We start from the raw sequence: 23,083 nt of genomic DNA on the forward strand, positions 1-23,083 counted from the left end.
GCGCCAACGAGAATTCAGAAGAGAGACTTCACAGTGACTGAAGAGCAGACCGTGGCCCCCGAGAGCTACACCACCGAGACGCCGGCGTCGCAGGCCACCACGCAGGCCCCGCGCCCCGCGCTCACCGTCCCCGGCGCAGCTGTCGGCCGCCGCAAGCAGGCGATCGCCCGCGTTCGCCTCATCCCCGGCTCGGGCACCATGACCGTCAACGGTCGTGAGCTCGCCGAGTACTTCCCGAACAAGCTGCACCAGCAGCTCATCACGGATCCCTTCACCGTGCTCGAGCTCGGTGGCTCGTACGACGTGATCGCTCGCATCGTCGGCGGCGGCCCCTCGGGCCAGGCCGGTGCACTGCGCCTCGCGATCGCTCGCGCGCTCAACGAGATCGACGCTGAGCACAACCGCCCCACCCTGAAGAAGGCTGGCTTCCTGAGCCGCGACGCTCGCATCAAGGAGCGCAAGAAGGCTGGTCTCAAGAAGGCCCGCAAGGCGCCTCAGTACTCGAAGCGCTAAGTCGGGATCCTTTTCCGATGGGACGCCTTTTTGGCACCGACGGGGTTCGGGGTCTTGCCGGGGTCGATGTGACCGCCGAGCTGGCCCTGAACCTCGCGGACGCTGCGGCTCTCGTTCTCGGGCGTTCTGCCCGGAGCGAGAGCCGTCGTGCTATCGCGGTCGTTGCCCGCGATCCCCGGGTTTCGGGTGAGTTCATCTCTGCCGCGGTTGCGGCCGGGCTGGCCTCCGCGGGCGTCGACGTGCTCGACGCCGGCGTGATCCCGACCCCGGCAGCCGCGTACCTCGTTGCGGACACCGGCGCCGACTTCGGCGTGATGGTGTCGGCCTCGCACAACCCGGCCCCCGACAACGGGATCAAGTTCTTCGCCGCTGGCGGGCGCAAGCTCGCCGACGACATCGAGGACGAGATCGAAGCCGCGCTCGAGCGCCCGAGCATCGCGGTGACCGGCCGTGAAGTGGGGCGCATCCAGCGCTTCGCCGACGCGGAGGATCGCTACCTCGTGCACCTGCTCGGCACGCTCGAGGGCGTGACCCTCGACGGCCTGCACGTGGTCCTCGACTGCGCGCACGGCGCGGCGGCGGGGATCTCGCCCGACGTGTTCAGCGACGCCGGCGCGAAGGTCACAGTGATCGGCAACGATCCCGATGGCTTCAACATCAACGACGGCGTGGGCTCCACCCACCTTGAGCCGCTCATCGCCGCGGTGACGGAGCACGGTGCCGACCTCGGCATCGCGCACGACGGCGACGCGGATCGCTGCCTCGCGGTCGACGCCGACGGCAACGTCGTGGACGGCGACCGCATCATGGCGATTCTCGCGCTCTCGATGTCGGCGCGCGGCAAGCTCGAGCAGAACACCCTCGTCGCGACCGTGATGTCGAACCTCGGGCTGAAGCTCGCGATGGCGGACAACGGGATCGACGTGGTCGAGACCGGCGTCGGCGACCGCTACGTGCTCGAAGCGATCAACGCGAACGGCTACTCGCTCGGCGGTGAGCAGTCGGGGCACGTCATCATGAGCGATCACGCGACGACCGGCGATGGGATCCTCACGGGGCTCCACATCGCGGCCGAGCTGAAGCGCACCGGAAAGACGCTCGCCGAGCTCGCCACCTGCATGCGGGTCTACCCGCAGGTGCTCGTCAACGTGCGCGGCGTCGATCGTGCTGGCGTCGCGGGCGACACGGTGCTCCAGCAGGCGGTGCACCAGGCCGAGCTCGCGCTGGGCGGCCAGGGGCGCGTGCTCCTGCGCCCCTCCGGCACCGAGCCGGTGGTGCGCGTGATGGTCGAGGCGCAGCACGAGGATCAGGCGCAGAAGCTCGCCGACGACCTCGCCGCCATCGTGAAGGAGCGCCTCGAGGTCTAGTGCGTCGCGCACCCGAGCACTCAATCTGATCGGGATCGCCGCCGCTCATGCCCCCACCGTCTCCGCGAGGAGTACGGTGGGGGCATGAGTGCGTTTCGGCGGTTGTCGCGAGTGGTCAGCGGAGTTGGGCTTGGCGTGGTTGCCGCCCTGCACGCGGCATGGGCTTCCGGCTCGAGCTGGCCGGCGCGCAACCGGAAGGAGCTCACCGAGCTGGTGGTCGGCAACCGCCGCGCGATGCCGAGTCCGCGTGCGACCGCCACGGTCGCGGGGGTTGCCGGCGTGGCCGCGGTGGCGACGGCCGGCGCGTTCGGCGAGGGAAAAGCCGTGGTGCGGGGTCGGCGGCTCGTCGGCCTTGCGCTGCTCGGCCGCGCCGCGCTGGGCGGCGACGTCGCGCTCGCGCTGCTCGACCTGCCGCCGGCGGGGAAGAAGTTCCAGCGGCTCGACGCGCGCTGGTACCGGCCGCTCTGCGCGGTTCTCGGCCTCGCGGTGCTCTGCGGCGCGCGCCGCAGGCCCGATCCTCAGTCTGCGGGCTGAGCCGCCCCCCAGCTCCGAGCCGGGCTAGAGCTTCCGCAGCAGCACCTTCTGCACCCGGTGGTTCGCCTCCTTGCGGAGCATCAGCGTCGCGCGGGCGCGCGTCGGGCGGATGTTCTCGATGAGGTTGGGCTCGTTGATGTTGTTCCAGTACTCGTCGGCGAGCGCGGATGCCACCTCGTCGTCGATCCCGGCGAAGCGGCGGAAGTGCGAGTTCGGGTTGGAGAACGCGGCCTCGCGCAGCCGCAGGAAGCGGTTGCGATACCACTGGTGAATGTCCGCGGTGCGCGCGTCGACGTACACGGAGAAGTCGAACAGGTCGCTCACCGCGAGCGGGTGCTCCATCGACGCCGGCTGCAGCACGTTCAGACCCTCGACGATGAGGATGTCGGGCTGGCGCACCACCGTGCACTCGTCGGGCACGATGTCGTAGAGCAGGTGGCTGTAGTGCGGCACGCGCACCTCGGCAACGCCGGCCTTCACCTGCGAGACGAAGCGCAGCAGCGCCCGGCGATCGTAGGATTCCGGGAAGCCCTTCCGGTGCCCGATGCCGCGCCGCTCGAGCTCCGCGTTGGGGTAGAGGAAGCCGTCGGTGGTGACGAGCTCGACGTTCGGGGTCTCCGGCCAGCGCGCAAGCAGGTCGCGGAGGATGCGCGCCACCGTCGACTTGCCGACCGCGACGGATCCCGCGATCCCGATCACGAACGGGCTGGGGCGCTCGCCGTTGCGCTGCAGGAAGCCGCGGGTGCGCTGGTGCATTTCGCGCGCCGCGATCGCGTACTGGTTGATGAGCCGGCTGAGCGGCCGATACACCTCCGACACCTCGGCCATGTCGAGTGGCTCCCCGAGCCCGCGAAACGCCGCGATCTCTGCCTCGGTGAGCGGCATGGGGGTTTCGCCCGCGAGGCGGGCCCACTCGTCGCGCCCGATCTCGATGAACGGTGAGGTAAACTCCGGGCGCACGAGCGCCTGCGTCTCGGTGCTGGGCTCCTGCGGGTGCTTCGCATCCCCACCCGCGTCGGCGATGACGGGGACTGGACGTGTGCGCGGCAGCTGGGGTGGGGGGATCTCGGCCATTATCCACCCATCGTGCCACTAAACTGATGCCATGTGTGGAATCGTCGGATATGTCGGCCCGAATGATACGGTCGACGTTCTCATTACTGGACTGCGGCGCCTGGAGTACCGCGGCTATGACTCGGCTGGGATTGCCGTGGTGGACGAGGCCGGGGGGCTGACCGTTCGCAAGCGCTCGGGGAAGCTTGCGCGCCTCGAGGAGCTGCTCGCCGACAGCCCCGTCGCTGCCGCGAACACGGGCATCGGCCACACTCGCTGGGCCACGCACGGCGGCCCGACGGACGTGAACGCGCACCCGCATCTCGGGGACGAGGGCAAGCTCGCGGTGATCCACAACGGCATCGTCGAGAACTTCGCGGAGCTGCGCGCCGAGCTCGTCGACGCCGGCGTCGAGCTGCAGAGCGAGACCGACACCGAGGTCGTCGCCGGTCTGCTCGGCCGCGCGGTTGCCGAGCACGGCGACCTGGAGACCGCGTTCCGCGCGGTCGTGAAGCGCCTGCACGGCACGTTCACGCTCCTCGCCACCCACCGCGACGAGCCGGGCAAGATCGTCGCCGCGCGCCACCACTCGCCCCTCGTGGTCGGGCTCGGCGACGGCGAGAACTTCCTCGGCTCCGACGTCGCGGCGTTCGTGTCCTCGACCCGCCGCGCTGTGGCGGTCGATGAGGACAACATCGCCGTGATCACCCCCGAGGGCGTGCGCATCACGGACTTCGACGGTGCCGAGGTGGAGTTCGAAGAGTACGAGGTGCAGTGGGACGCCGAGGCCGCGGACAAGGGCGGCTGGTCCTCCTTCATGGCGAAGGAGATCACCGAGCAGCCCGAGGCGATCGCGAACACGATTCGCGGCCGCATCCTCGACGGCCAGGTCGAGGTGCCCGAGCTGAGCGCGCTCGGCGCCGAGCGCCTGCAGAACATCGACCGCATCGTCATCATCGCGTGCGGCACCGCGTCGTACGCGGGCATGATCGGCGCGTACGCGATCGAGCAGTGGGCGCGGATCCCCGTCGAGGTACAGCTCAGCCACGAGTTCCGCTACCGGGATCCGGTACTCACCGAGCGCACCATGGTGATCTCCGTGAGCCAGTCGGGCGAGACCATGGACACCCTCATGGCCGTGAAGTACGCGATCGAGCGCGGTGTCACGACTGTCTCGGTGTGCAACACGCAGTCGGCAACGATCCCGCGCGAGTCTGATGCGGCGGTCTACACGCACGCCGGGCCGGAGGTCGCTGTGGCGTCGACGAAGGCGTTTGTCGCGCAGATCACGGCGCTCTACCTGATCGGCCTGCACCTCGGGAAGGCACGCGGCACGCTCTCGGCGGAGACCGAGGCGGAGGCGGTTCGCCAGTTCGAGGCGCTGCCGGAGAAGATGGCCGAGGCCGTCGCAACGCACGAGCAGATCGCGCAGCTCGCGCACTGGATGGCCGACACGCGCTCGGTGCTGTTCCTCGGCCGCCACGTCGGCTACCCGGCGGCGCTCGAGGGCGCGCTCAAGCTCAAGGAGATCGCGTACATCCACGCCGAGGGCTTCGCCGCCGGCGAGCTGAAGCACGGCCCGATCGCCCTCATCGACCACGGCCAGCCCGTGTTCGTGCTCGTGCCGAGCCCGCGCACCTCCCCGCTCATGCACGCGAAGGTCGTGTCGAACATCCAGGAGATCCGCGCGCGCGGTGCCCGGGTGATCGCGATCGTGGAGACCGGCGACACCGCGGTGCTGCCGTACGCCGACGACGTGGTGCGGATCCCGCTGTCGGACTCGCTGTTCGACCCGATCCTGCAGGTCGTTCCGTTGCAGTGGTTCGCGCTCGAGCTGTGCACCGCAAAGGGGCTCGACGTCGATCAGCCGCGCAACCTCGCGAAGTCGGTCACGGTCGAGTGATCATCGGCATCGGGGTCGACACCGTCGACATCGCGCGCTTCGAGCAGCAGCTTGAGCGCACTCCGGCGCTGCGTGCACGCCTCTTCACCGAGGCCGAGCGCGAGCTGTCGACCCCGTCGCTCGCCGCGCGCTTTGCGGCGAAAGAGGCACTCATCAAGGCGCTCGGCGGCTCCGACGGCGTGAGCTGGCAGGACCTCGAGATTCGTCGCGGGCCCGAGCGCGCCCCGGCGTTCGCCGCGACGCCGGGGCTCGCCGCGGCGCTCAGCCGCCGCGGCGCCGACCGGAGCCACCTCTCGCTCACCCACGACGGGGGAGTGGCCACCGCGTTCGTCATCGTCGAGCGGGCGGGGGAGCCCGCGCGCCCCGAGGGGAAGGAGGGGACATGAGATCCGGATCGATGCGCGTCGCGGAAATCTCGCTCCCCGCGATCCGGCACAACGTTCGGCTGGTGCGTCAGCTCACCGGCGGGGCGGTCATCGTGGTGGTGAAGGCCGGGGGCTACGGCCACGGGGCCGCGATCACCGCGAACGCGGCGTTTGCGGCCGGCGCGACCATCGTCGCCACCGCCGACCTTGAGGAGGCGCTCGCGCTGCGCGACGCCGGTGTCACCGGTCCGCTCCTGTGCTGGCTGCACGGCGTGCGCGCCGACTTCGGCGACGCGGTGGACGCGAACATCGAGATCGGCGTGAGCACGCTGGAGCAGCTCGAGCGGCTCGGGGCGGCCGCCGCGGTGCGGGGCGCGCGGGCCGTCGCGCACCTGAAGGTGGACACGGGGCTCAGCCGCAACGGCTCCTGCCCCGACGACTGGCCCGAGATTTTCGCCCGCGCCGCCGAGCTCGAAGCGCAGGGGCTCGTGCGCGTTCGCGGCATCTTCAGCCATCTCGCGAACGCCGGCGCCGAGGCCGACCGCCAGCAGGCCGAACGCTTCGACGAGGCGATCGCGCAGCTGCGGCAGGCCGGGGTCGATCCCGAGCTGATGCACCTCGCCGCGAGCGCGGCGACGTTCACCTCCCCGCACCTGCACTACAACGCGGTGCGCGTCGGGGTCGCCGCCTACGGGCTCAGCCCGTTCGCCGACAAGACTTCGGCGCAGCTGGGGCTCGTGCCCGCGATGACACTCCGCTCGGAGATCGTCGCGCTGCGCGGCGTGCCGGCCGGCACCGGCGTCTCCTACGGCTTCAACCACGTCTGCGAGGCAGCGACCACGCTCGCGCTCGTGCCCATGGGCTACGCCGACGGCATGCCGCGCGCGCTGAACGGCTCCGGCGCGTGGGTGACGGTCGCCGGCGAGCCCCGCCCGATCGTCGGCCGCATCGGCATGGACCAGTTCATCATCGACGTCGGGCCGCTCGCCGGGCGCCTGAGCCTCGGCGATCCCGTGGTGCTCTTCGGCGATCCCGAGCGGGGCTTTCCCGCTGTGGAGATCTGGTCCGGCCTCATGCGCACCATCAACTACGAGATCATCGCGAGCATCGGGCCGCGCGTCATCCGTGTGCCGGTCGACGGCCCGGATCTCGGCGCCCCCGGCACCGAATCGACTCGCGCGCAGGATGCGGAGGGACGCGCATGACCGCAGCGGCGCCACGCGTCACCACACACCAGGTGCCGGATCCCGACGCGATGCACGAGCTCGGGCTGCGGCTCGGCCGCGTGCTCCGCGCGGGTGACCTGCTGATCCTCACCGGTCCGCTCGGTGCGGGAAAGACGACGCTCACGCGCGGGATCGGCGAGGGCCTCGGCGTGCGCGGCCCCGTGCAGAGCCCAACCTTCGTGCTGGCACGCACGCACCCCTCGCTCGGGGATGGCGCGCCGCTCGTGCACGTCGACGCGTACCGCCTCGCCGACGCCGGGGAGCTCGACGACCTCGACCTCGACTTCGAGGGCTCCGTCGTCGTCGCCGAGTGGGGCGCGGGGCTCATCGACACCCGCGACTCCTGGGTCGAGGCGGTCATCGAGCGCCCGCGCGGCGTCGACGACGAGGAAGAAACGGACTGGTCGGAAGCGCCCGTCGAGGCGCGCACCGTGACCATCACCTGGACGGGCCCCCGCTGGGCCGAGGAGACACTGTGATCACCACCGACGTGCCCGAGCTCGGCGCACACGCGCTGCTCGCCATCGACACCGCGATCGGCACGACCGTCGCGCTCGGCGCGGATGGCCGGGTGTGGAGCGCGGAGCGCGCGAACGCGCGCGGCCACGCCGAGGCGATTGGCACGCTGCTCGAGGAAGTCATCGCCGCGAGCGGGGTCGCACCCTCGCGCGTCACCGGCGTGGTCGCCGGCATGGGGCCAGGTCCGTTCACCGGGCTGCGCGTCGGCATCGCCGCCGCACGGGCGTTCGCGCTCGGCCGTGGCGTTCCCCTCCTGCCCGTTGAGGGGCACGAGGCGGTCGCGCTCGCCGAGCTGGAGCGCGGCGCCACCGCCGGCGTGCGCGTCGTGCAGGACGCGCGCCGCCGCGAGCTCTTCGTCACCGAGTACTCCGGGCTCGACTGGGCCGGCGTGCCCGTGCGCGCGGCAGGGCCCGGCCTCTTCGCGCGCGACGACTACGCCGCCGCGCCCAACGAGGTGTGGCCGGAAACGATTCCGGGTGCCCAGCTGATCGGGATCGCTGCGCGCCGCCTTGCCGCCGGCCAGGGGTTCGCCGACACGCAGGCGCGGTACCTGCGCGCCCCGGACGTCGCGCAGCCCGGCGCGCCCAAACGGGTGAGCACGTGAGTGCCGCCCCCGAGCTGCGCGCCGCGACGGCCGCCGACCTCGACGCGATCCACGCGCTCGAGACGAGCGTCTTCACGAGCGATGCCTGGAGCCGGTCGATGCTCGCCGAAGAGCTCGCCGGTGAGCTGCGGTGCTACGTCGTGCTCGCCGAGCCGGACACCGCCGCGATCCTCGGCTACGCAGGCCTCCTCACGGTCGGCACCGAGGCGGACATCCAGACGATCGCGGTGGCGCCCGAGCTGCGCGGCACGGGGCAGGGGCGTCGCCTCATGACCCACCTGCTCGGGGTCGCGGCGGAAGCCGGGGCGCGCGAGGTATTCCTCGAGGTGCGCGCGGACAACCCGGTGGCGCGCGGGCTCTACGAGTCCCTCGGGTTTGCCGAGCTCGGCGTGCGGCCCCGCTACTACCAGCCGGACGGCGTCGACGCGATTGTCATGCGACACGAACTGCAGGAAGCTACGTTGAAGGAACACCGATGACCGCCAGTGCCCCCCTCGTGCTCGGGATCGAGACCAGCTGCGACGAAACCGGCGTCGGGATCGTCCGGGGTCGGACGCTGCTGGCCAACGAGATCGCGTCGTCGATGGACGAGCACGCCCGCTTCGGCGGCGTCGTCCCCGAGGTGGCGGCGCGCGCGCACCTCGAGGCGATGAACCCCACGATCGAGCGCGCACTCGCGACCGCGGGCGTGCAGCTTGATGAGCTCGACGCGATCGCGGTGACGAGCGGGCCCGGGCTCGCCGGCGCGCTGATGGTCGGCGTCGCGGCGGCGAAGGCGCTCGCGGTCTCGCTCGGCAAACCGCTCTACGCCGTGAACCACCTCGTCGGACACGTCGGCGCCGATCTGCTGCAGGGCGATGGGCTGCGCCCCGTCGTCGGACCGGTGGGGGAGTTCGAGCTGCCAACGGTCGCGCTGCTCGTGTCGGGCGGGCACACCTCCCTCCTGCTCGTGCGGGATCTCGTCGGCGACGTCGAGCTGCTCGGTGAGACCATCGACGACGCCGCAGGCGAGGCCTTTGACAAGGTGGCGCGCCTGCTCGGGCTACCCTACCCGGGTGGCCCGCACATCGACCGCGTCGCGGCCGACGGCGACCCGAACGCGATCCGCTTCCCCAGGGGGCTCTCGCTCCCGAAGGACATGGCGAAGCACCGCTACGACTTCTCGTTCTCGGGGCTGAAGACCTCCGTGGCGCGCTGGGTGGAGAAGCACGAGGCGACGGGCGCGCCGATCCCGGTCGGGGATGTCGCGGCGAGCTTCCGCGAGGCGGTCGCCGACGTGCTGCTCACCAAGGCCGTCGCCGCGTGCCAGGACCTCGGGGTGCCGCGCCTGCTCCTCGGGGGCGGCGTGGTCGCGAACGCGCGCATCCGCGAACTCGCCGCCGAGCGCACGGCGGCCGCCGGCATCGCGCTCCGCGTCCCGCCGCTCTCGCTGTGCACCGACAACGGCGCGATGATCGCCTCGCTCGGCGCGCAGCTGGTTGCCGCGGGGCATGCGCCGTCCTCGCTGGCCTTCGGCGCCGACTCGACCCTCCCCGTGCAGCAGATTCAGGTGCCGTAGGCCAGATCCGCGCAGAAAATTTCGGTATTCCGCCTGGAGGCGTGGTTTTTGCGAGCCCTGAGTCTAGGCTGAGAGTACGGAAACCGGCGGTACGCCGTCGCGCCACCCGACCGAAGGAGCAACATGTCTGAGAACCTGCCCGGCAACGACCCGACCCAGCCGCCCGTGCCGCCCCAGGCGCCCACGACTCCGCCGCAGGCACCGACCACGCCGCCGCAGGCACCGCCAGCGCCTCCGGTACCCCAGCCGGGTGCAGCGGCCGCGCAGGGCGTCCCCCCATACGGGCAGGCGCCGCAGGGGTACCCGCAGGGCGCGCCGCAGGGCGGGTACACGCCGCCGCAGCCCAAGGGTCTCGCGATCGCCGGCCTGGTGCTCGGCATCGTCGGCCTCGTGCTGTCCATTGTGCTGTTCTTCCTGCCCGGCTTCGGCCCGCTGCTCGGTGTGGTCGGCATCGTGCTCAGCATCGTTGCGCTCGTGAAGAAGCAGTCGAAGCCGATGGCCATCACGGGCCTCATCACGGGTGCCCTGGCGATCATCGTCGGCGTGATCGTGTGGATTGTCCTGCTCGCCGGCCTCTCGCAGATCGCCAACGATCCCGACTTCCAGCAGCAGCTCGAGCAGCAGCTGGAGCAGTTGGAGGAGCTGGAGCGGCAGAGCCAGACGCAGGAGTAGCTCACTGCACGCGCAACGGGTCCGGGGAGTTTCCCCGGGCCCGTTGCGCGTTTTGGGGTGTGCTGCCGGTTCCGCGCCTGCCACCCGGCCACCCGCTGAACCGACCGACCGCGCAGGAGAAATTTGAACTCTCGGACCGTATGCCCCAAAAACCTCCGAGAAATCAGATTTCTCCGTGCGTGGGGTGGGGAACGCGGGTCGGCGGGGCGGGGAGGTGAGCCAGCCAGGCTGCTCGCCCGACCGGCCGCAGCCCTACGGCTCGCAGCGCTCCGCGAGGATCGCGACGTGCGACCCCGCGGCGCGGGTGAGGATCAGCGTTCCGCGGTTCGGGCCGCGCAGCTTCAACCGGGTGCGCAGCGCCGCGGGATCCACGTCGGCACCGCGCTTCTTGATCTCCAGCGTGCCGATCCCGCGTTCGGCGAGTGCCTTCTTGAGGTCCTTCTCACGCACGGGCAGCTCCGCAATCACACGGAACGCTTGCGCGAAGGGCGTGGGCGCAAGCCGGTCGGACGTGAGATACGCGATCCCGGGGCTCAGCATGCCGGCGCCGAGCTGGCGCGCGAGCTTGCCGATCAGTCGGGCCCGGATCACTGCGCCGTCGGGCTCGTACAGGTATCTGCCGAGCGGCTGCACGTCGACGTCGACCGCGTCGGCCGGGGCGGCGAGCTCGTGCGCGCGGTCCCCGCGGATCACGAGCGCTGAGCGGAGCGCCTGCGGCCGGGCGAGCGGTCCGAACCAGAGCCCCGTCTCGACGAGCTGCCCGTCGATCGAGACCCACTGCGCCTCAGCGGTGTCCGGGATGAGCTCGCGATCGAGCCCGGGGCCGACCTTGATGCCGGTGGGGAGCCGCTCGGCGAGGGCGAACGCGAAGCTGAGGCTGGGGGAGTAGTCGTCGGGGGACGCGACGCGCCGCGTGTTCGAGTGCCCAGCGGTGCGGCGCGCCGGATCGAGGAACACCCCGTCGGCGTCTGCCGGGCCGAGCTGCTCGGCGTCGCCGACGCGCACCGTCGGGGCCGGTCGCCTGTGGTGCGCCGCGACGATCCCGAGGTTGTGCTCGGCGATGCGCGCGGTGAACGGGTCGAGCTCAACGGCGAGCGGCGTGATGCCGGCGCTGATCAGCGCCATCGACTCCGTGCCGATCCCGCAGCCGAGGTCGGCGACGCGCGTGCACCCGGCGTCGCGGAAGCGGGCAGCGTGCCGCACGGAGACCGCGCGACGGGACGCCTGTTCGAGGCCGGCCGGCGTGAACAGCAGTGAGCGCGCGAGCTCTCCCAGCTTGCCCTGCGCCTTCAGCCGCAGTTGCGCCTGCGTCAGCACGGCTGCGGTGTGCTCGGCGGCGAGCCCGTCGGCGCGGAGCTGGGTGTTCAGCCGGGTGACGTCCGCGCCACCCGCGAGTGCGCCAACGGCCCGCCCGAGCGCGTTCACGCCCTGGGTGGTGAAGAGGAAGTCCCAGCCGGGCGGCATCGTTGCGGCGGGAGAGGATGGCTGCTGACCAGGCACTGCCTACATGCTCGATCCGGCGGCGGCGACAACCCCCACCCAGACGATGAACAGGATGAGCAGCGCCCAGAGCGCCACCTGGATGTAGCCGAGGACGAGCGCCGTGATCGCGAGCCCGCGGCCGCCCTCGCCCGAGCGCCTGATCTGATTCATACTCAGGTGGCCGAGCACGACTGGCACGACAAAGGGTGCCACGAATGCCGAGATCAGCGCGAGGATCGCGAGCGTGTTCGTCGGCGGGGCCGCCGCGGCGACCGGGACATAGTACGGCACGGCGTACGGCTGCTCGGGTGCCGGGTACGCGGGCTGCTGCGGTGCGGTGTGCTGCGGTGCCGAGTACTGCGGCGGAGCGTACTGCGGTGCTGAGTACTGCGGCGGAGCGCCGTACTGCGGCCCAGGCTGCTGCGGTGGCGCGTACTGCTGCTGCTGCTGCGGATCGACCGGCTGCTGCTCGGGGCCCCCGGTGGGGACGTTCTGGCTCACGGCAGCTCCTTAGTACGAGTAGCTGGAGTACTCGCTCGCGATCCCACCGATCGCGAGCGCGATGAACCCGATGTACAGCACGATGAACACGATGAGGAACGCAAACGAGGCGTAGCCGAGCACCAGGCCGGTGATCGCGAGCCCGCGGCCGGCATCGCCGGTGCGCTTGATCTGGCTGAGGCTCATGTGACCGAAGACCACGCCGGCGATCGGGGAGATGAACGCGAGGATGATCGCGAGGAGCGCGTAGGTGTTGGTCTGAGCGAGCGTGGTGCCGCGCGGGGCAGCCGCTGGTGCCGGGGCCGCCGGGCGGTAGACGGGCGCTCCGTATGCTGCTGCCGGCTGGCCGGGCGCGGGCTGCTGGCCGGGTACCTGCGGCTGGCCGGGTGCGTGCTGCTGCGCGTACGCGGGAACGCCCTGCGGCAGCGGAACGGTCGGCTGCGCCGCGGTCGGCTGTGCTGCCGTTGGCTGAGGCGCGGTCGGCTGCGCCGCTGGGACGCCAGACGGTGCCGCTGGGTCCGGGGTGCCCGGCTCGGGGGTGGTGGGGGTAGACATGGGTTTCTCCTCGCGACGCAAATCAAGGTTCGGGATCCCTGCCGCGGTCCCCTCACCGTGCTCTGCGCCCAGTCTATCGGCGCGCGTCTGAGCCGCGCATGGGCCTCAGCCGTGAATCGGCCCACCGGATTCGCCGCCGCGAAGGCGCGGCGGCGCGCGCGTGCGTTCGCTCGGAGCGATCCGCGCAGTTGGCACTCCCCTTGCAGGAGTGCCAATCCGCGTCCTAGACTCGGAGGCAGACGCGCTCGCACCGGGCGGGCGCGAGAACTTTCGAACACTGGAAAGAGGTCAACTGTGTCGGTTGCCATCAAGCCGCTCGAGGATCGCATCGTTATCAAGCAGGTCGAAGCTGAGCAGACCACCGCCTCCGGTCTCGTGATCCCCGATAGCGCCAAGGAGAAGCCCCAGGAGGGCGAGGTCGTTGCCGTCGGTCCCGGCCGCGTGTCCGACAGCGGCACCCGGATCCCGCTCGATGTCGCGGTCGGCGACATTGTGATCTACTCGAAGTTCGGCGGCACCGAGGTCAAGGTCTCGGGCGACGATTACCTCGTGCTCTCGGCACGCGATATCCTCGCGGTTGTGACGCGCTAAGCGCTTTTTGCTCTGCGCCCCGGGGCCGACGCGTTTCGCGTCGGCCCCGGTGTTTTTTTGTTGATGCCCACCCGACAGGACCCCCTTGTGTCAGTAGTTTCCTCACGCGGCGACACTCAGCGCGGAGTGCTCGCAGCGATCGCCGCATACACGCTCTGGGGCTTCCTGCCGCTGTACTTCGTGCTGCTCATCGGCATCAACGCGTTCGAGATTGTGGCCTGGCGGATCCTCCTCACGCTGGTGTTCTGCGCCATCCTCATCACGGTGCTGCGCCAGTGGGGCGATGTGGCGCGTGTGCTGCGCGATGGTCGGCTGCTCTGGCGCCTGGCGCTCGCCGGCGCGGTCATCTACGTGAACTGGCAGACCTACGTGCTCGCCTCGACGTCGGGGCACGTGCTCGACGCTTCGCTCGGCTACTTCATCAACCCGGTGATCACGATCCTGCTCGCCGTCGTGCTGCTCGGGGAGCGGCTCGGCCGCGTGCAGTGGATCGCGCTCGGGGCGACGGTGGTCGCGTTCGTCATCATCGCGGTCGGCTACGGCACGTTCCCCTGGGTGGCCCTCCTCCTCGCGCTCTCCTTCGGCTACTACGGCTTCGTGAAGAAGGACGTTGGCGGCCGCGTCGCCGCCCTGCCCGGGCTCTTCGTCGAGACGCTCGTGCTCACCCCGATCGCGCTCGGCGTGCTCGCGGTGCTCGGCGCCACACGCGGGCTCGACGTCCTGAGCGCCCCGCCAACGGAGCTCTGGATCCTCTCCGCGGCAGGGATCGCCACCGCGGTGCCGCTGCTGCTGTTCGCCGCGAGCGCGCGGCGGATCTCGCTCACAGCGCTCGGCTTCGCGCAGTACCTCGCGCCCAGCATCATGTTCCTGGTGGGCTGGCTGATCCTCGGCGAGCACATTCCCGTGGCCCGCTGGATCGGTTTCGCGGTGGTGTGGGGTGCGCTCATCGTGCTGTCGGTGGAGACGCTCCGCGCTGGCGGGCGGAAACGCTAGCGCGCGGCCTCCGGCGCTCGCCGCCGCAGGCGCTGGCCCGTCCGCTAACGTTGGGGGCGAACGGGGCGGTGCTGGCCCCGCTGAGTGCCGAGGAGCCCACCCCATGACGCCGCTGCCAGATTCCTGGGACGAGACTGATCGCCAGATCGCGGCGGTGCTGCAGATCTCGGGCCGCGCGTCGTGGGGCGCGGTGGCCCGCTTGCTCGACCTCCCCGAGCGCACGGTCGCCAGGCGCGGCCAGCGGCTCATCGACCTCGGGGTGATCAAGGTCTCCACCTACCTCGACGCGACGACGGTGTATCAGGCGCGCTCGGTCGTGGTGCGCGTGCGCACCGCTGCCGGTGCCGCGCGCTCCGTCGCGGCGGAGATCGCGGGCCGCGCGGATGCCTCCTCGGTCTCGGTGCTCGAGGGCGGGCGGCAGGTGGTCGCGCTGCTCATCCTCGCCGACCACGACTACGTGGCCGATGTGCTGCTCGACGAGCTGCCCGGGATCCCGGGGGTGCTCGATTCCGAGGCGATGACGGTGCTGCGACCGTATCGCTCCGGCTACGACTGGATGATGACGAACACGATCTCGCCCGAGGTTCGCGCGCGGGCCGAGGCGGAGACGCTCGCCGCGCTGCACGAGGACGCTGAGCCGGTCGCTGACCTGACCGCGCAGGACGAGCGGCTGATCGCGCTGCTCGCCGAGGACGGCAGGATGCCAGCGACGCGGCTCGCCGAGTGCCTCGACGCCAAGACCGGTGTGGTGCGCCGCCGCGTGGAACAACTCATCGCGACCGGCACCCTGCGGGTCCGCGCCGAGGTGCTTCCCGGGGTCTTCGGGCTGCGGGTCGAGGCGATGGTGTGGCTCCGCGTCCCGCCCGGGCGGGTGGACGAGCTGGGCCGGCGCCTCGCGGCGACGGGGGAGGTGCGATTCTGCTCGGCGGTGTCGGGCGAGTACCAGCTGATGGTCGACGTGCTCGCGCGCGGCGAGGAGGCGCTGCTCGAATTCCTCGCCGGTGTGCTGCGGGAGGTCGAGGGGGCGCAGATCGGAGACCTCTCGCTCGTGCTCGCACCGGTACGGCGCGGTCCCCTCAGCCTCACGGCCTGAATAGTCTGCCAATCAATTTCCAACTGAACGAAGATTTCGACATTGTAAATTCATAATTTGCAATTCTCGGCCAATCGTGATGAGATTCTCTCAGTCAACGATTGGTCAACAATGCCCACTTCATCGCACGCCCAGCCGCGCCAGGATCACGGCGCGCTCGCCGCAGAGCGCGCCCCGATCATCGGGATCACGGTGTGGCGCCGCGCACTCCCCACGTACCTGGGGGAGCGCACGGACCTCTTCACGCTCGGCACCGAGTACGCGGCGCGCATCGCGGCAGCCGGTGGCGTTCCGCTGCTCCTCGCGCCGGTCGCCGACGCGCACGTGCCAGCGCTCCTGACGCGCATCGACGGGCTGCTGCTCTCCGGCGGTCAGGATCTCACCCGCGAGCTGCGCGGCCTCGCGCCGAGCGCGGCGGAGCCGGCCGACACGGATCCCGAGCGAGACGCGTTCGAGCGCGCGCTGCTGCTCGGCGCCCGCGCCGCCGAGCTTCCCGTGCTGGGGATCTGCCGCGGGCTCCAGCTGAGCAACGTCGTGCTGGGCGGCACGCTCATCGAGGACATCCCGCGCACCGCGGTGCACCCGGCGCAGGACAGCCCCGCGGCGTTCCTCGGCGACCGCCACGCGGTATCCATCGCCGCTGGCAGCGCCCTCGCCGCGGTGTACGGCACGGCGTCCCGCGAGGTGAACACGATCCACCACCAGGCCATTGACGCGGTCGCCGATGGGCTGACCGTCACCGCACACGCCGCAGACGGCATCGCCGAGGCCGCGGAGTCGACGTCGAGCGACTGGCCATTCCTCGGCGTGCAGTGGCACCCCGAGAAGCTGACCGCGCCGGACGAGGTCGCCGCAGAGGCCAAGCTCTTTGCCGCCTTCGTTGCGAGCGCCGCGGCGCGCGCCGCCCAGCCGGTGGCCGCAGCGTAGCCCCCACACGCTTCCCCTCCACCACCACGAGAAAGAACAGAATGACGAAGCAGATTTCCCTCACCTTCCCGAACGGCGCACAGGCGACCGCTGACCTGAACCTCGACAACGCGCCCGTGACCGCGCAGACGATCTGGGACGCGCTTGAGCAGCCGGTCGAGGTGCTCGCGGTGCACGCGGCGTTCGCCGGGCCCGAGATCATGACCGGGCTGCCCGAGTCGGCACAGAACTTCGACCCGGAGTCGATCCCGGTCGAGAACCAGACCTGCTTCCCCGCAGCTGGCGATCTGCTCTGGTACTATCAGGCACCCAACCAGATGAAGAACATGTCCGAGGATCTCTGGGAGATCGGCGTGTTCTACGGCGACGGCGGCCGCATCTTCGGCCCGCTCGGCTGGACGCCGTGCAACATCTTCGCCTCGATCACCGAGGGCCTCGATGAGTTCGCCGCAGCGTGCGCGAACACCCGCATCGACGGCGCCAAGACCATCACCATTGCCCGCGTGAACTAGCGCACCACCCACCCCTCAGTTCGAAAGTAGTCAGTCATGAAAAAAGCAGTGTCGCTTCTCGCGATGGCCGGTGCCGTCGCTCTGGCCCTGACGGGCTGCTCCTCCGGATCCACCCCGGAGAGCGGTTCGGCGGACCAGCCCTTCGCTGGCCAGACCATCGTCGTCAACTCCTTCGGCGGTGACTACGAGGCCACCCTCCAGGAAGCCGTGATCGCGCCGTTCGAGGCGGAGACCGGGGCCAAGGTCGAGGTCGTGACTGCGTACAGCGCCGACGCGCTCGCGCAGCTCACGGCCCAGAAGGGGAAGCCGCAGCTGGACGTCGTGACGTTCTCGGGCGGCCAGGAGGTCGTCGCTGCCGCTGACGGGCTGCTCGCTCCCATCGCGGAGTCGGACATCGAGGGGGCGTCGGATCTCGTTCCCACCGCGCTTGACGGTGTGAAGCGCGGTGCGGGCGAGGGCCCCGTGATCCAGATCGCCCCGATGGGGCTCATCTACCTGAAGGATCAGGTGAAGCAGGCACCCGAGTCGTGGGACGCCGTCCTCGACTCCGAGTTCGCCGGCCACGTCGCGCTCACCGACTTCTCGAACTCGTACGGCCTGCTCACCTTCCTCGCGCTGAACGCCGAGCTGGGCGGCAGCACCGATGACGTGCAGCCCGGCCTCGACGCCGTTGGCGAGCTGCTCGCGAACAACGACGCGGTGGTCACCGCGACGAGCCCGGAGATCCAGCAGGCGTTCACGCAGCGCGACATCTGGCTCGCGCCGTACGCGCAGGACTACGCGTACACGCTGACGAAGGCAGGCCTGAACGTCGGCTTCACCGTTCCCGAGAACAGCCCGGCGTCGTACATCACCGCAAATGTCGTCGCCGGCACCGGCAAGGAAGAGCTTGCGACCGCGTTCGTGAACTACCAGCTGCGCCCCGAGGTGCAGCTCGCCTGGGCCGAGGCGCTGCGCTACTCGCCCACGAACATGACGGTTGAGATTCCCTCGGACTACTCCGCCGAGGTCATCGCCGGGGAGGACCTCACCGGGCTCGTCCGATTCGACCCGACCGAGATCGACGCGAAGCGCGCCGACTGGGTCAAGGCCTGGAACGCGCTCGTCGCCTCATGACCCAGCCGGTTCATCTCGCATCGCGCTCCAGCCGCGGACGTCAGCGTCCGTGGCTGGAGCCGCTGCTCCTGCTCGCTCCCGCGATCGTGCTCATGCTCATCGGCTTCTTCCTGCCGGTGCTGCAAATGCTGCTCTCCTCCGTGACGAGCGTGCAGGGCGTCGCGGGATTCTCCCTCGGCAACTACGCCGAGGTCTTCCGGAGCGACTACTACCTGTCCGCGATGGGGCGCTCGCTCCGGCTCTCACTCATTCAGACGGCGATCACGCTCGTGCTCGCGCTGCCGCTGTCCTACCTCATGACGCGCGTTTCCGGCCGCGTCTCGAGCATCCTGATGGCCGTCATCATCCTCCCGCTCATGACGAGCGTTGTGGTGCGCACCTTCGGCTGGGTCGTGCTGCTCGCGCCGAACAGCTGGCTCGGCCAGCTCGCGAAGGGCGTCGATCCCGTCGCGTACGGTCAGGGGCTCCTCGGGACCGAGGCCGGCATCGTCATCTCGATGGTGCAGGTGCTCCTGCCCTTCGCGGTGCTCACGCTCTACGGGGTGATGCAGTCGATCGACCCGAAGCTCGAGGAGGCCGCACGCACGATGGGCGCCGGGTTCCTCCGCACCTTGCGCACGGTCGTCTTCCCGCTGTCGCTGCCCGGGCTCGTCGCCGGCGCAACCCTCGTGTTCGCGCTTTCCGTCAGCTCGTTCATCACCCCGCGCCTCGTCGGCGGATCGCGCCTGCCCGTCCTCGCCGGCACGATCTACAACGACGCGACGGTGAACCTCGACTGGCCCTTCGCCGCGGCACAGTCGACCCTGCTCTTCCTTGCGGTCGTGATGCTCATCTTCGCGACCTCACGCATCGGATCGAGGAAATAACTATGGTCAAGGCCGTCCCCGGCTGGATCCGCGCGGTCGCGGTCCTCCTCGCCATCGCCATCGGCGCGTACATGCTGCTGCCGATCATCGTCGTGGCCATCTCCTCGGTGAACTCGGAGCGCTTCCTGAGCTTCCCGCCCAAGGGCTTCAGCCTGCAGTGGTACGAGATGGTGCTGACCACCGACACCTACCTGCAGCCCTTCCTCACGAGCCTCTGGATCGGGCTCCTCGTCACCGCGATCGCCGCGATCGTCGGCACCGCGGCAGCGATCGCGCTCACCCGCTTCCAGATCCCCGGCTCGCAGGCGATCCTGAGTTTCCTGATGGCACCCATCATCGTGCCGAGCATCATCCTGGGCATCGCGCTGCTCGCGTTCCTCTCCGTGTACGCGGGTGGCGCGTCGCTCGGCGGGATCATCATCGGCCACATCGTGCTCGCGATCCCGTACGTGGTGCGCACTGTCTCCGGCGTGCTGCTCCAGCAGGATCGGTTCACGGAGGAGGCCGCGCGCACGATGGGCGCGAACTGGTGGCAGCGCTACGTGCTCGTGCTGCTGCCGATGTGCAAGTCGGGCATCTTCGCCGGCGCGTTCTTCGCGTTCAACATCTCCTTCGACGACGCCGTGGTGGCACTCTTCCTCCGCAGCCCCTCCGTCGAGACACTCCCGCTCGCGATCTACGGGCGCTTGGAGTTCAGCCCGGACCCCTCGGTCGCGGCGGTCTCCACCCTGATGGTGCTCGTCACCGTTCTCGTGCTCATCGGTTTCGAGCGCACCCTCGGACTTGGAAAGGTAATGGCCTAATGGCTGATCTCGTCATCTCCGGGCTGCGGAAAGAGTTCGGCTCCTCCGTCGCCCTGTCAGAAATTTCGCTGGACGTCGCGTCCGGCACGTTCATGTCGCTGCTCGGCCCGTCCGGCTGCGGCAAGTCCACGCTGCTGCGCTGCATCGCGGGGCTCGAGACCGTGACGCGCGGCACGATCCACATCGGCGCCGAGAACGTGACCGCGCTGCCGCCCGAGAAGCGCCGCCTCGGCATGATGTTCCAGTCGTACGCGCTCTTCCCGCACATGACGGTGCTCGAGAACGTGCGCTTCCCGCTGCGCATGGCGGGGGAGGGCACGAAGGCCGAGCAGCTCGAGCGCGCGGCGCACGCGCTCGAACGCGTGCAGATGGGCCACCTCGCCGGGCGCAAGCCGCGCCAGCTCTCTGGCGGCCAGCAGCAGCGCGTCGCCCTCGCGCGCGCGATCGTGTCGCAGCCACGCGTACTGCTGCTCGACGAGCCGCTCTCGAACCTCGACGCGCGGCTCCGTGAGGACATGCAGATCGAGCTGCTCGAGCTGCACCGCGAGCTCGGCCTCACGACGGTGTTCGTGACGCACGACCAGGACGAGGCGATGAGCCTCTCCGACCTCGTCGTGCTGATGAACGTCGGGCGGGTGCAGCAGCAGGGAAGCCCCGAGGAGATCTACGGCGCGCCGAGCACCGTGTTCGCCGCCGACTTCCTTGGCGCGGCCAACCTCCTGCGCGGCACGGTGACCGGCGCAGGCACCGTGCGACTCGCCGGCGGCCACGAGGTACCGGTGCCGCCGCACACGCTCGCCGTCGGCGCGGACGCCGTCGTCGGTCTCCGCCAGGAAGACCTCCGCCTCGCGGCCGGGCCGGACGATGACGCCGTGCTGCCCGTCGAGGTCGTCGCGCCGGTGTTCCGCGGCTCCGAGGTGCAGTACGTCGTCGACTACGGCGAGCAGCGCATTCGGCTCATCGCCGACAAGCGCGGGGCGGCGGTCCCCGCCGGCCCGGCTCGTCTGAGCTGGCGCGTCGCCGACTCGCTCGTGCTCGACCCGGCTGACGTGTAGCGGCGGGGCGCGCCCGCCACGACCGGGGCCGGGGAATACCACCTGGCCCCCGGTCGTTTACGATGGAACAAGCGACCCACCACCCACGGGCCTGCTGAGGACGTCCGCATCAATACCAGTAAAGAGGTTCCATGGAACAGCGCGATCCCTTCGCTTTCACCGGCCTGACCTACGATGACGTGCTGCTGCTTCCCGCGCACACCGATGTCATCCCCAGCGAGGCGGACACCTCGACCCAGCTCACGCGCCGCATCAAGCTGCAGATCCCGCTGATCTCTGCCGCCATGGACACCGTCACCGAGACCCGCATGGCGGTCGCGATGGCGCGCAACGGCGGGCTCGGGATCCTCCACCGCAACCTGTCGATTCAGGATCAGGCCGAGATGGTCGACCGCGTGAAGCGGAGCGAGGCCGGCATGATCACGAACCCGGTCACCACCACCGTCGACGCCACCGTCGCCGAGGTGGACGCCCTGTGCGGCGAGTACCGCGTCTCCGGCCTGCCGGTCGTCGATTCGAGCGGGGTGCTGCTCGGCATCATCACGAACCGCGACATGCGCTTCATCGACCCGAAGGACCGCGCGAACGTGCGCGTCGCCGACGCGATGACGAAGATGCCGCTCATCACCGGCCCCGTCGGGATCTCCCGCGAGGACGCAGCCGCCATCTTCCGGCAGCACAAGATCGAGAAGCTGCCGCTCGTCGACGAGGAGGGGCGCCTCACCGGCCTCATCACCGTCAAGGACTTCGACAAGGAAGAGCAGTACCCGCTCGCCACGAAGGACGACGCCGGTCGCCTCCGCGTTGGCGCGGCCGTCGGCTTCTTCGGCGACGCGTGGAAGCGCGCCGGCCAGCTGGTCGACGCCGGCGTTGACGTGCTCGTCGTCGACACGGCGAACGGCGACAGCCGCGGCGTGCTCGACATCATCGCGAAGATCAAGGGCGACCCGGCGTTTGCCGGCGTCGACGTGATCGGCGGCAACGTCGCGACGTACGCCGGCGCGAAGGCGCTCGTCGACGCGGGCGCGGACGCCGTGAAGGTGGGCGTTGGCCCCGGCTCGATCTGCACCACGCGCGTGATCGCCGGTGTCGGTGTGCCGCAGGTCACCGCGGTCTACGAGGCGGCGAAGGCGGCCACCCCGGCCGGCGTGCCGGTGATCGCTGACGGCGGGCTGCAGTACTCGGGCGACATCGCGAAGGCGCTCGTCGCTGGCGCCTCGTCCGTGATGATGGGCTCGCTGCTCGCCGGAACCGACGAGAGCCCGGGCGATCTCGTGTTCGTCGGCGGCAAGCAGTTCAAGAACTACCGCGGCATGGGCTCGCTCGGTGCGCTCCAGACGCGCGGCGAGCGCACCTCGTACTCGAAGGACCGCTACTTCCAGGCCGATGTGCCGAGCGATGAGAAGCTGATCCCCGAGGGCATCGAGGGCCAGGTGCCCTACCGCGGGCCGGTTGGCGCCGTCGCGCACCAGATGATCGGCGGCCTCCGCCAGTCGATGTTCTACGTTGGCGCGCGCTCGGTGCCCGAGCTGAAGGAGCGCGGCAACTTCGTGCGCATCACCGCGGCCGGGCTGAAGGAGTCGCACCCGCACGACGTGCAGATGGTGGTCGAGGCGCCGAACTACAAGCGCTAAGCCTCAGAACCGCCCGAACGCCCGGTGCCCTGCCACGCAGCGCACCGGGCGTTCCGCGTTCCTGCGGTACGCGCTGCGGAACTTCCGATGCCCGCGATACGCAACCGGGGGCGGTGCGTGGCGCTCGCGGCCCGGGTGCGGGAGACTGAGTGGCGCAGCGCGTCGACACCGCGGCGCGCGTTCCCGGGAGGAGCGAGATGAGCACGAACCCGTTCGCCGACCCGAATGCAGCGCCGGATCAGGCCGGGCTGCGGGACGCGCTCGGCGCAGCGTACCCCGTGTGGCTCAGGCTGGCAGAGGACGTTGCCGCGCTGGGGTTCGCGGCTGAGCTGTCCTGGGCGTACTACCGCGACGGTGGATGGCTGTGCCGGGTGCGCAGCGGGGCGAAGAACCTGGCGTGGTGCGCGATTTGGGACGGATACTTCACCGTGGGGTTCTTCTGCGCGGAGCGCCACCGGGCCGCACTGCAGGAGCTTCCGCTCACCACGGCAGCACTCGCGCTGGCGCGTGAGGCCCCAACGCAGGGAAGGATGCTCGCGCTGCGGCTCGAAATCCGGGAAGCCGCCGACCTCACCGATGTGGGGGAGCTCCTGCGATTTCGGAAGCGCGCACGGTAACGCCCCGGCGCCCGCGCGCGGAAT

At 70.4% G+C, this 23,083-nt stretch carries 26 protein-coding genes; 22 read left to right on the forward strand and 4 right to left on the reverse strand.

Annotated elements, in window-relative coordinates; translation table 11 throughout:
- The first annotated feature begins 33 nt into the window (after positions 1–33).
- From rpsI to EGM46_RS05180, 3 genes are all read left to right on the forward strand, one after another.
- Positions 34–513: a 30S ribosomal protein S9 gene (rpsI, locus tag EGM46_RS05170; RefSeq protein ID WP_125099099.1), complete on the forward strand. Its 480-nt coding sequence runs from the start codon at positions 34–36 to the stop codon at positions 511–513.
- A gap of 17 nt (positions 514–530) precedes the next feature.
- On the forward strand, positions 531–1,880 hold the full coding sequence (gene glmM / locus EGM46_RS05175; RefSeq protein WP_125099100.1) for a phosphoglucosamine mutase: 1,350 nt from the start codon (positions 531–533) through the stop codon (positions 1,878–1,880).
- Positions 1,881–1,964: 84 nt separating this feature from the next.
- Entirely contained in the window at positions 1,965–2,414 is a 450-nt protein-coding gene (locus EGM46_RS05180; RefSeq protein ID WP_125099101.1) for a DUF3995 domain-containing protein, read from the forward strand.
- Between the two features lie 24 nt (positions 2,415–2,438).
- Here EGM46_RS05180 and coaA read toward each other — a convergent pair whose 3' ends face one another.
- Positions 2,439–3,488 (reverse strand): type I pantothenate kinase, encoded by a 1,050-nt coding sequence (coaA, locus tag EGM46_RS05185; protein WP_125099102.1) that lies wholly within the window; start codon positions 3,486–3,488, stop codon positions 2,439–2,441.
- A 31-nt stretch (positions 3,489–3,519) separates the two neighbouring features.
- Here coaA and glmS point away from each other — a divergent pair, with 31 nt between their 5' ends.
- The 8 genes from glmS (at position 3,520) to EGM46_RS14685 (ending at position 10,314) form a co-directional block, all read left to right on the forward strand.
- Positions 3,520–5,370 (forward strand): glutamine--fructose-6-phosphate transaminase (isomerizing), encoded by a 1,851-nt coding sequence (glmS, locus tag EGM46_RS05190; protein WP_125099103.1) that lies wholly within the window; start codon positions 3,520–3,522, stop codon positions 5,368–5,370.
- A complete protein-coding gene (locus EGM46_RS05195; RefSeq protein ID WP_125099104.1) occupies positions 5,367–5,756 on the forward strand; it encodes a holo-ACP synthase in 390 nt (129 codons plus the stop codon). The genes glmS and EGM46_RS05195 overlap by 4 nt, the downstream gene beginning before the upstream one ends.
- The gene (gene alr, locus EGM46_RS05200; protein WP_125099105.1) at positions 5,753–6,940 is read left to right on the forward strand and encodes an alanine racemase; all 1,188 of its coding nucleotides are present in this window, start codon (positions 5,753–5,755) and stop codon (positions 6,938–6,940) included. Before EGM46_RS05195 ends, alr begins: the two co-directional genes overlap by 4 nt.
- Positions 6,937–7,440: a tRNA (adenosine(37)-N6)-threonylcarbamoyltransferase complex ATPase subunit type 1 TsaE gene (gene tsaE / locus EGM46_RS05205; RefSeq protein ID WP_125099106.1), complete on the forward strand. Its 504-nt coding sequence runs from the start codon at positions 6,937–6,939 to the stop codon at positions 7,438–7,440. The genes alr and tsaE overlap by 4 nt, the downstream gene beginning before the upstream one ends.
- Entirely contained in the window at positions 7,437–8,084 is a 648-nt protein-coding gene (gene tsaB / locus EGM46_RS05210; RefSeq protein WP_206427504.1) for a tRNA (adenosine(37)-N6)-threonylcarbamoyltransferase complex dimerization subunit type 1 TsaB, read from the forward strand. Before tsaE ends, tsaB begins: the two co-directional genes overlap by 4 nt.
- Positions 8,081–8,563 carry a ribosomal protein S18-alanine N-acetyltransferase gene (gene rimI / locus EGM46_RS05215; protein WP_125099107.1) on the forward strand — a complete coding sequence of 161 codons (483 nt, stop codon included), beginning with the start codon at positions 8,081–8,083 and terminating at the stop codon, positions 8,561–8,563. The genes tsaB and rimI overlap by 4 nt, the downstream gene beginning before the upstream one ends.
- Positions 8,560–9,642 carry a tRNA (adenosine(37)-N6)-threonylcarbamoyltransferase complex transferase subunit TsaD gene (tsaD, locus tag EGM46_RS05220; protein WP_125099108.1) on the forward strand — a complete coding sequence of 361 codons (1,083 nt, stop codon included), beginning with the start codon at positions 8,560–8,562 and terminating at the stop codon, positions 9,640–9,642. Before rimI ends, tsaD begins: the two co-directional genes overlap by 4 nt.
- A 123-nt stretch (positions 9,643–9,765) precedes the next feature.
- Positions 9,766–10,314 carry a DUF4190 domain-containing protein gene (locus EGM46_RS14685; RefSeq protein WP_164512816.1) on the forward strand — a complete coding sequence of 183 codons (549 nt, stop codon included), beginning with the start codon at positions 9,766–9,768 and terminating at the stop codon, positions 10,312–10,314.
- 252 nt (positions 10,315–10,566) lie between these two features.
- Here the strand turns inward: EGM46_RS14685 and EGM46_RS05235 are convergent, their stop codons facing one another.
- Genes EGM46_RS05235 through EGM46_RS05245 form a run of 3 tightly spaced genes read right to left on the reverse strand, consistent with a single transcriptional unit; the run spans position 10,567 to position 12,852 of the window.
- Entirely contained in the window at positions 10,567–11,778 is a 1,212-nt protein-coding gene (locus EGM46_RS05235; protein WP_125099157.1) for a class I SAM-dependent methyltransferase, read from the reverse strand.
- A gap of 39 nt (positions 11,779–11,817) precedes the next feature.
- On the reverse strand, positions 11,818–12,297 hold the full coding sequence (locus EGM46_RS15100; protein WP_125099111.1) for a DUF4190 domain-containing protein: 480 nt from the start codon (positions 12,295–12,297) through the stop codon (positions 11,818–11,820).
- A gap of 9 nt (positions 12,298–12,306) precedes the next feature.
- Positions 12,307–12,852 (reverse strand): DUF4190 domain-containing protein, encoded by a 546-nt coding sequence (locus EGM46_RS05245; protein WP_241156192.1) that lies wholly within the window; start codon positions 12,850–12,852, stop codon positions 12,307–12,309.
- Between the two features lie 294 nt (positions 12,853–13,146).
- On the opposite strand from EGM46_RS05245, the gene groES reads away from it, so the two are divergent.
- The 11 genes from groES (at position 13,147) to EGM46_RS05300 (ending at position 23,059) form a co-directional block, all read left to right on the forward strand.
- Complete coding sequence (gene groES, locus EGM46_RS05250) at positions 13,147–13,443, forward strand: co-chaperone GroES (protein WP_125099112.1); 297 nt, start codon at positions 13,147–13,149, stop codon at positions 13,441–13,443.
- Between the two features lie 87 nt (positions 13,444–13,530).
- Positions 13,531–14,436 carry an EamA family transporter RarD gene (rarD, locus tag EGM46_RS05255; protein ID WP_241156193.1) on the forward strand — a complete coding sequence of 302 codons (906 nt, stop codon included), beginning with the start codon at positions 13,531–13,533 and terminating at the stop codon, positions 14,434–14,436.
- A 103-nt stretch (positions 14,437–14,539) separates the two neighbouring features.
- On the forward strand, positions 14,540–15,529 hold the full coding sequence (locus tag EGM46_RS05260; protein ID WP_125099114.1) for an Lrp/AsnC family transcriptional regulator: 990 nt from the start codon (positions 14,540–14,542) through the stop codon (positions 15,527–15,529).
- A gap of 111 nt (positions 15,530–15,640) precedes the next feature.
- Entirely contained in the window at positions 15,641–16,456 is an 816-nt protein-coding gene (locus EGM46_RS05265) for a gamma-glutamyl-gamma-aminobutyrate hydrolase family protein (protein WP_125099115.1), read from the forward strand.
- 41 nt (positions 16,457–16,497) lie between these two features.
- A complete protein-coding gene (locus EGM46_RS05270) occupies positions 16,498–16,968 on the forward strand; it encodes a DUF3830 family protein (RefSeq protein WP_125099116.1) in 471 nt (156 codons plus the stop codon).
- A 36-nt stretch (positions 16,969–17,004) separates the two neighbouring features.
- Positions 17,005–18,084: an extracellular solute-binding protein gene (locus tag EGM46_RS05275; protein WP_206427505.1), complete on the forward strand. Its 1,080-nt coding sequence runs from the start codon at positions 17,005–17,007 to the stop codon at positions 18,082–18,084.
- Positions 18,081–18,950 carry an ABC transporter permease gene (locus EGM46_RS05280; RefSeq protein ID WP_125099117.1) on the forward strand — a complete coding sequence of 290 codons (870 nt, stop codon included), beginning with the start codon at positions 18,081–18,083 and terminating at the stop codon, positions 18,948–18,950. Before EGM46_RS05275 ends, EGM46_RS05280 begins: the two co-directional genes overlap by 4 nt.
- Before the next feature lie 2 nt (positions 18,951–18,952).
- The gene (locus tag EGM46_RS05285) at positions 18,953–19,753 is read left to right on the forward strand and encodes an ABC transporter permease (RefSeq protein WP_125099118.1); all 801 of its coding nucleotides are present in this window, start codon (positions 18,953–18,955) and stop codon (positions 19,751–19,753) included.
- Positions 19,753–20,808: an ABC transporter ATP-binding protein gene (locus tag EGM46_RS05290; protein WP_125099119.1), complete on the forward strand. Its 1,056-nt coding sequence runs from the start codon at positions 19,753–19,755 to the stop codon at positions 20,806–20,808. Before EGM46_RS05285 ends, EGM46_RS05290 begins: the two co-directional genes overlap by 1 nt.
- A gap of 131 nt (positions 20,809–20,939) precedes the next feature.
- Positions 20,940–22,442, forward strand: a complete 1,503-nt coding sequence (guaB, locus tag EGM46_RS05295; protein ID WP_125099120.1) for an IMP dehydrogenase — start codon at positions 20,940–20,942, stop codon at positions 22,440–22,442.
- A gap of 197 nt (positions 22,443–22,639) precedes the next feature.
- Positions 22,640–23,059, forward strand: coding sequence for a DUF3788 family protein (locus EGM46_RS05300; protein ID WP_125099121.1), 420 nt, complete (start codon positions 22,640–22,642; stop codon positions 23,057–23,059).
- Positions 23,060–23,083: the final 24 nt, after the last annotated feature.

The sequence above is a fragment of the Leucobacter chromiireducens genome (assembly GCF_003917135.1).
Lineage (GTDB): Bacteria > Actinomycetota > Actinomycetes > Actinomycetales > Microbacteriaceae > Leucobacter > Leucobacter chromiireducens_A.

Bases quoted from the DNA above. Each gene is read 5' to 3' on its own strand.
- glmM (WP_125099100.1), top strand. From the start codon at position 531: ATGGGACGCCTTTTTGGCACCGACGGGGTTCGGGGTCTTGCCGGGGTC.
- EGM46_RS05180 (WP_125099101.1), top strand. From the start codon at position 1,965: ATGAGTGCGTTTCGGCGGTTGTCGCGAGTGGTCAGCGGAGTTGGGCTT.
- coaA (WP_125099102.1), bottom strand. From the start codon at position 3,488: ATGGCCGAGATCCCCCCACCCCAGCTGCCGCGCACACGTCCAGTCCCC.
- glmS (WP_125099103.1), top strand. From the start codon at position 3,520: ATGTGTGGAATCGTCGGATATGTCGGCCCGAATGATACGGTCGACGTT.
- alr (WP_125099105.1), top strand. From the start codon at position 5,753: ATGAGATCCGGATCGATGCGCGTCGCGGAAATCTCGCTCCCCGCGATC.
- tsaE (WP_125099106.1), top strand. From the start codon at position 6,937: ATGACCGCAGCGGCGCCACGCGTCACCACACACCAGGTGCCGGATCCC.
- tsaD (WP_125099108.1), top strand. From the start codon at position 8,560: ATGACCGCCAGTGCCCCCCTCGTGCTCGGGATCGAGACCAGCTGCGAC.
- EGM46_RS14685 (WP_164512816.1), top strand. From the start codon at position 9,766: ATGTCTGAGAACCTGCCCGGCAACGACCCGACCCAGCCGCCCGTGCCG.
- EGM46_RS05235 (WP_125099157.1), bottom strand. From the start codon at position 11,778: ATGCCGCCCGGCTGGGACTTCCTCTTCACCACCCAGGGCGTGAACGCG.
- EGM46_RS05245 (WP_241156192.1), bottom strand. From the start codon at position 12,852: ATGTCTACCCCCACCACCCCCGAGCCGGGCACCCCGGACCCAGCGGCA.
- EGM46_RS05260 (WP_125099114.1), top strand. From the start codon at position 14,540: ATGACGCCGCTGCCAGATTCCTGGGACGAGACTGATCGCCAGATCGCG.
- EGM46_RS05265 (WP_125099115.1), top strand. From the start codon at position 15,641: ATGCCCACTTCATCGCACGCCCAGCCGCGCCAGGATCACGGCGCGCTC.
- EGM46_RS05270 (WP_125099116.1), top strand. From the start codon at position 16,498: ATGACGAAGCAGATTTCCCTCACCTTCCCGAACGGCGCACAGGCGACC.
- EGM46_RS05275 (WP_206427505.1), top strand. From the start codon at position 17,005: ATGAAAAAAGCAGTGTCGCTTCTCGCGATGGCCGGTGCCGTCGCTCTG.
- EGM46_RS05280 (WP_125099117.1), top strand. From the start codon at position 18,081: ATGACCCAGCCGGTTCATCTCGCATCGCGCTCCAGCCGCGGACGTCAG.
- EGM46_RS05285 (WP_125099118.1), top strand. From the start codon at position 18,953: ATGGTCAAGGCCGTCCCCGGCTGGATCCGCGCGGTCGCGGTCCTCCTC.
- EGM46_RS05290 (WP_125099119.1), top strand. From the start codon at position 19,753: ATGGCTGATCTCGTCATCTCCGGGCTGCGGAAAGAGTTCGGCTCCTCC.
- guaB (WP_125099120.1), top strand. From the start codon at position 20,940: ATGGAACAGCGCGATCCCTTCGCTTTCACCGGCCTGACCTACGATGAC.
- EGM46_RS05300 (WP_125099121.1), top strand. From the start codon at position 22,640: ATGAGCACGAACCCGTTCGCCGACCCGAATGCAGCGCCGGATCAGGCC.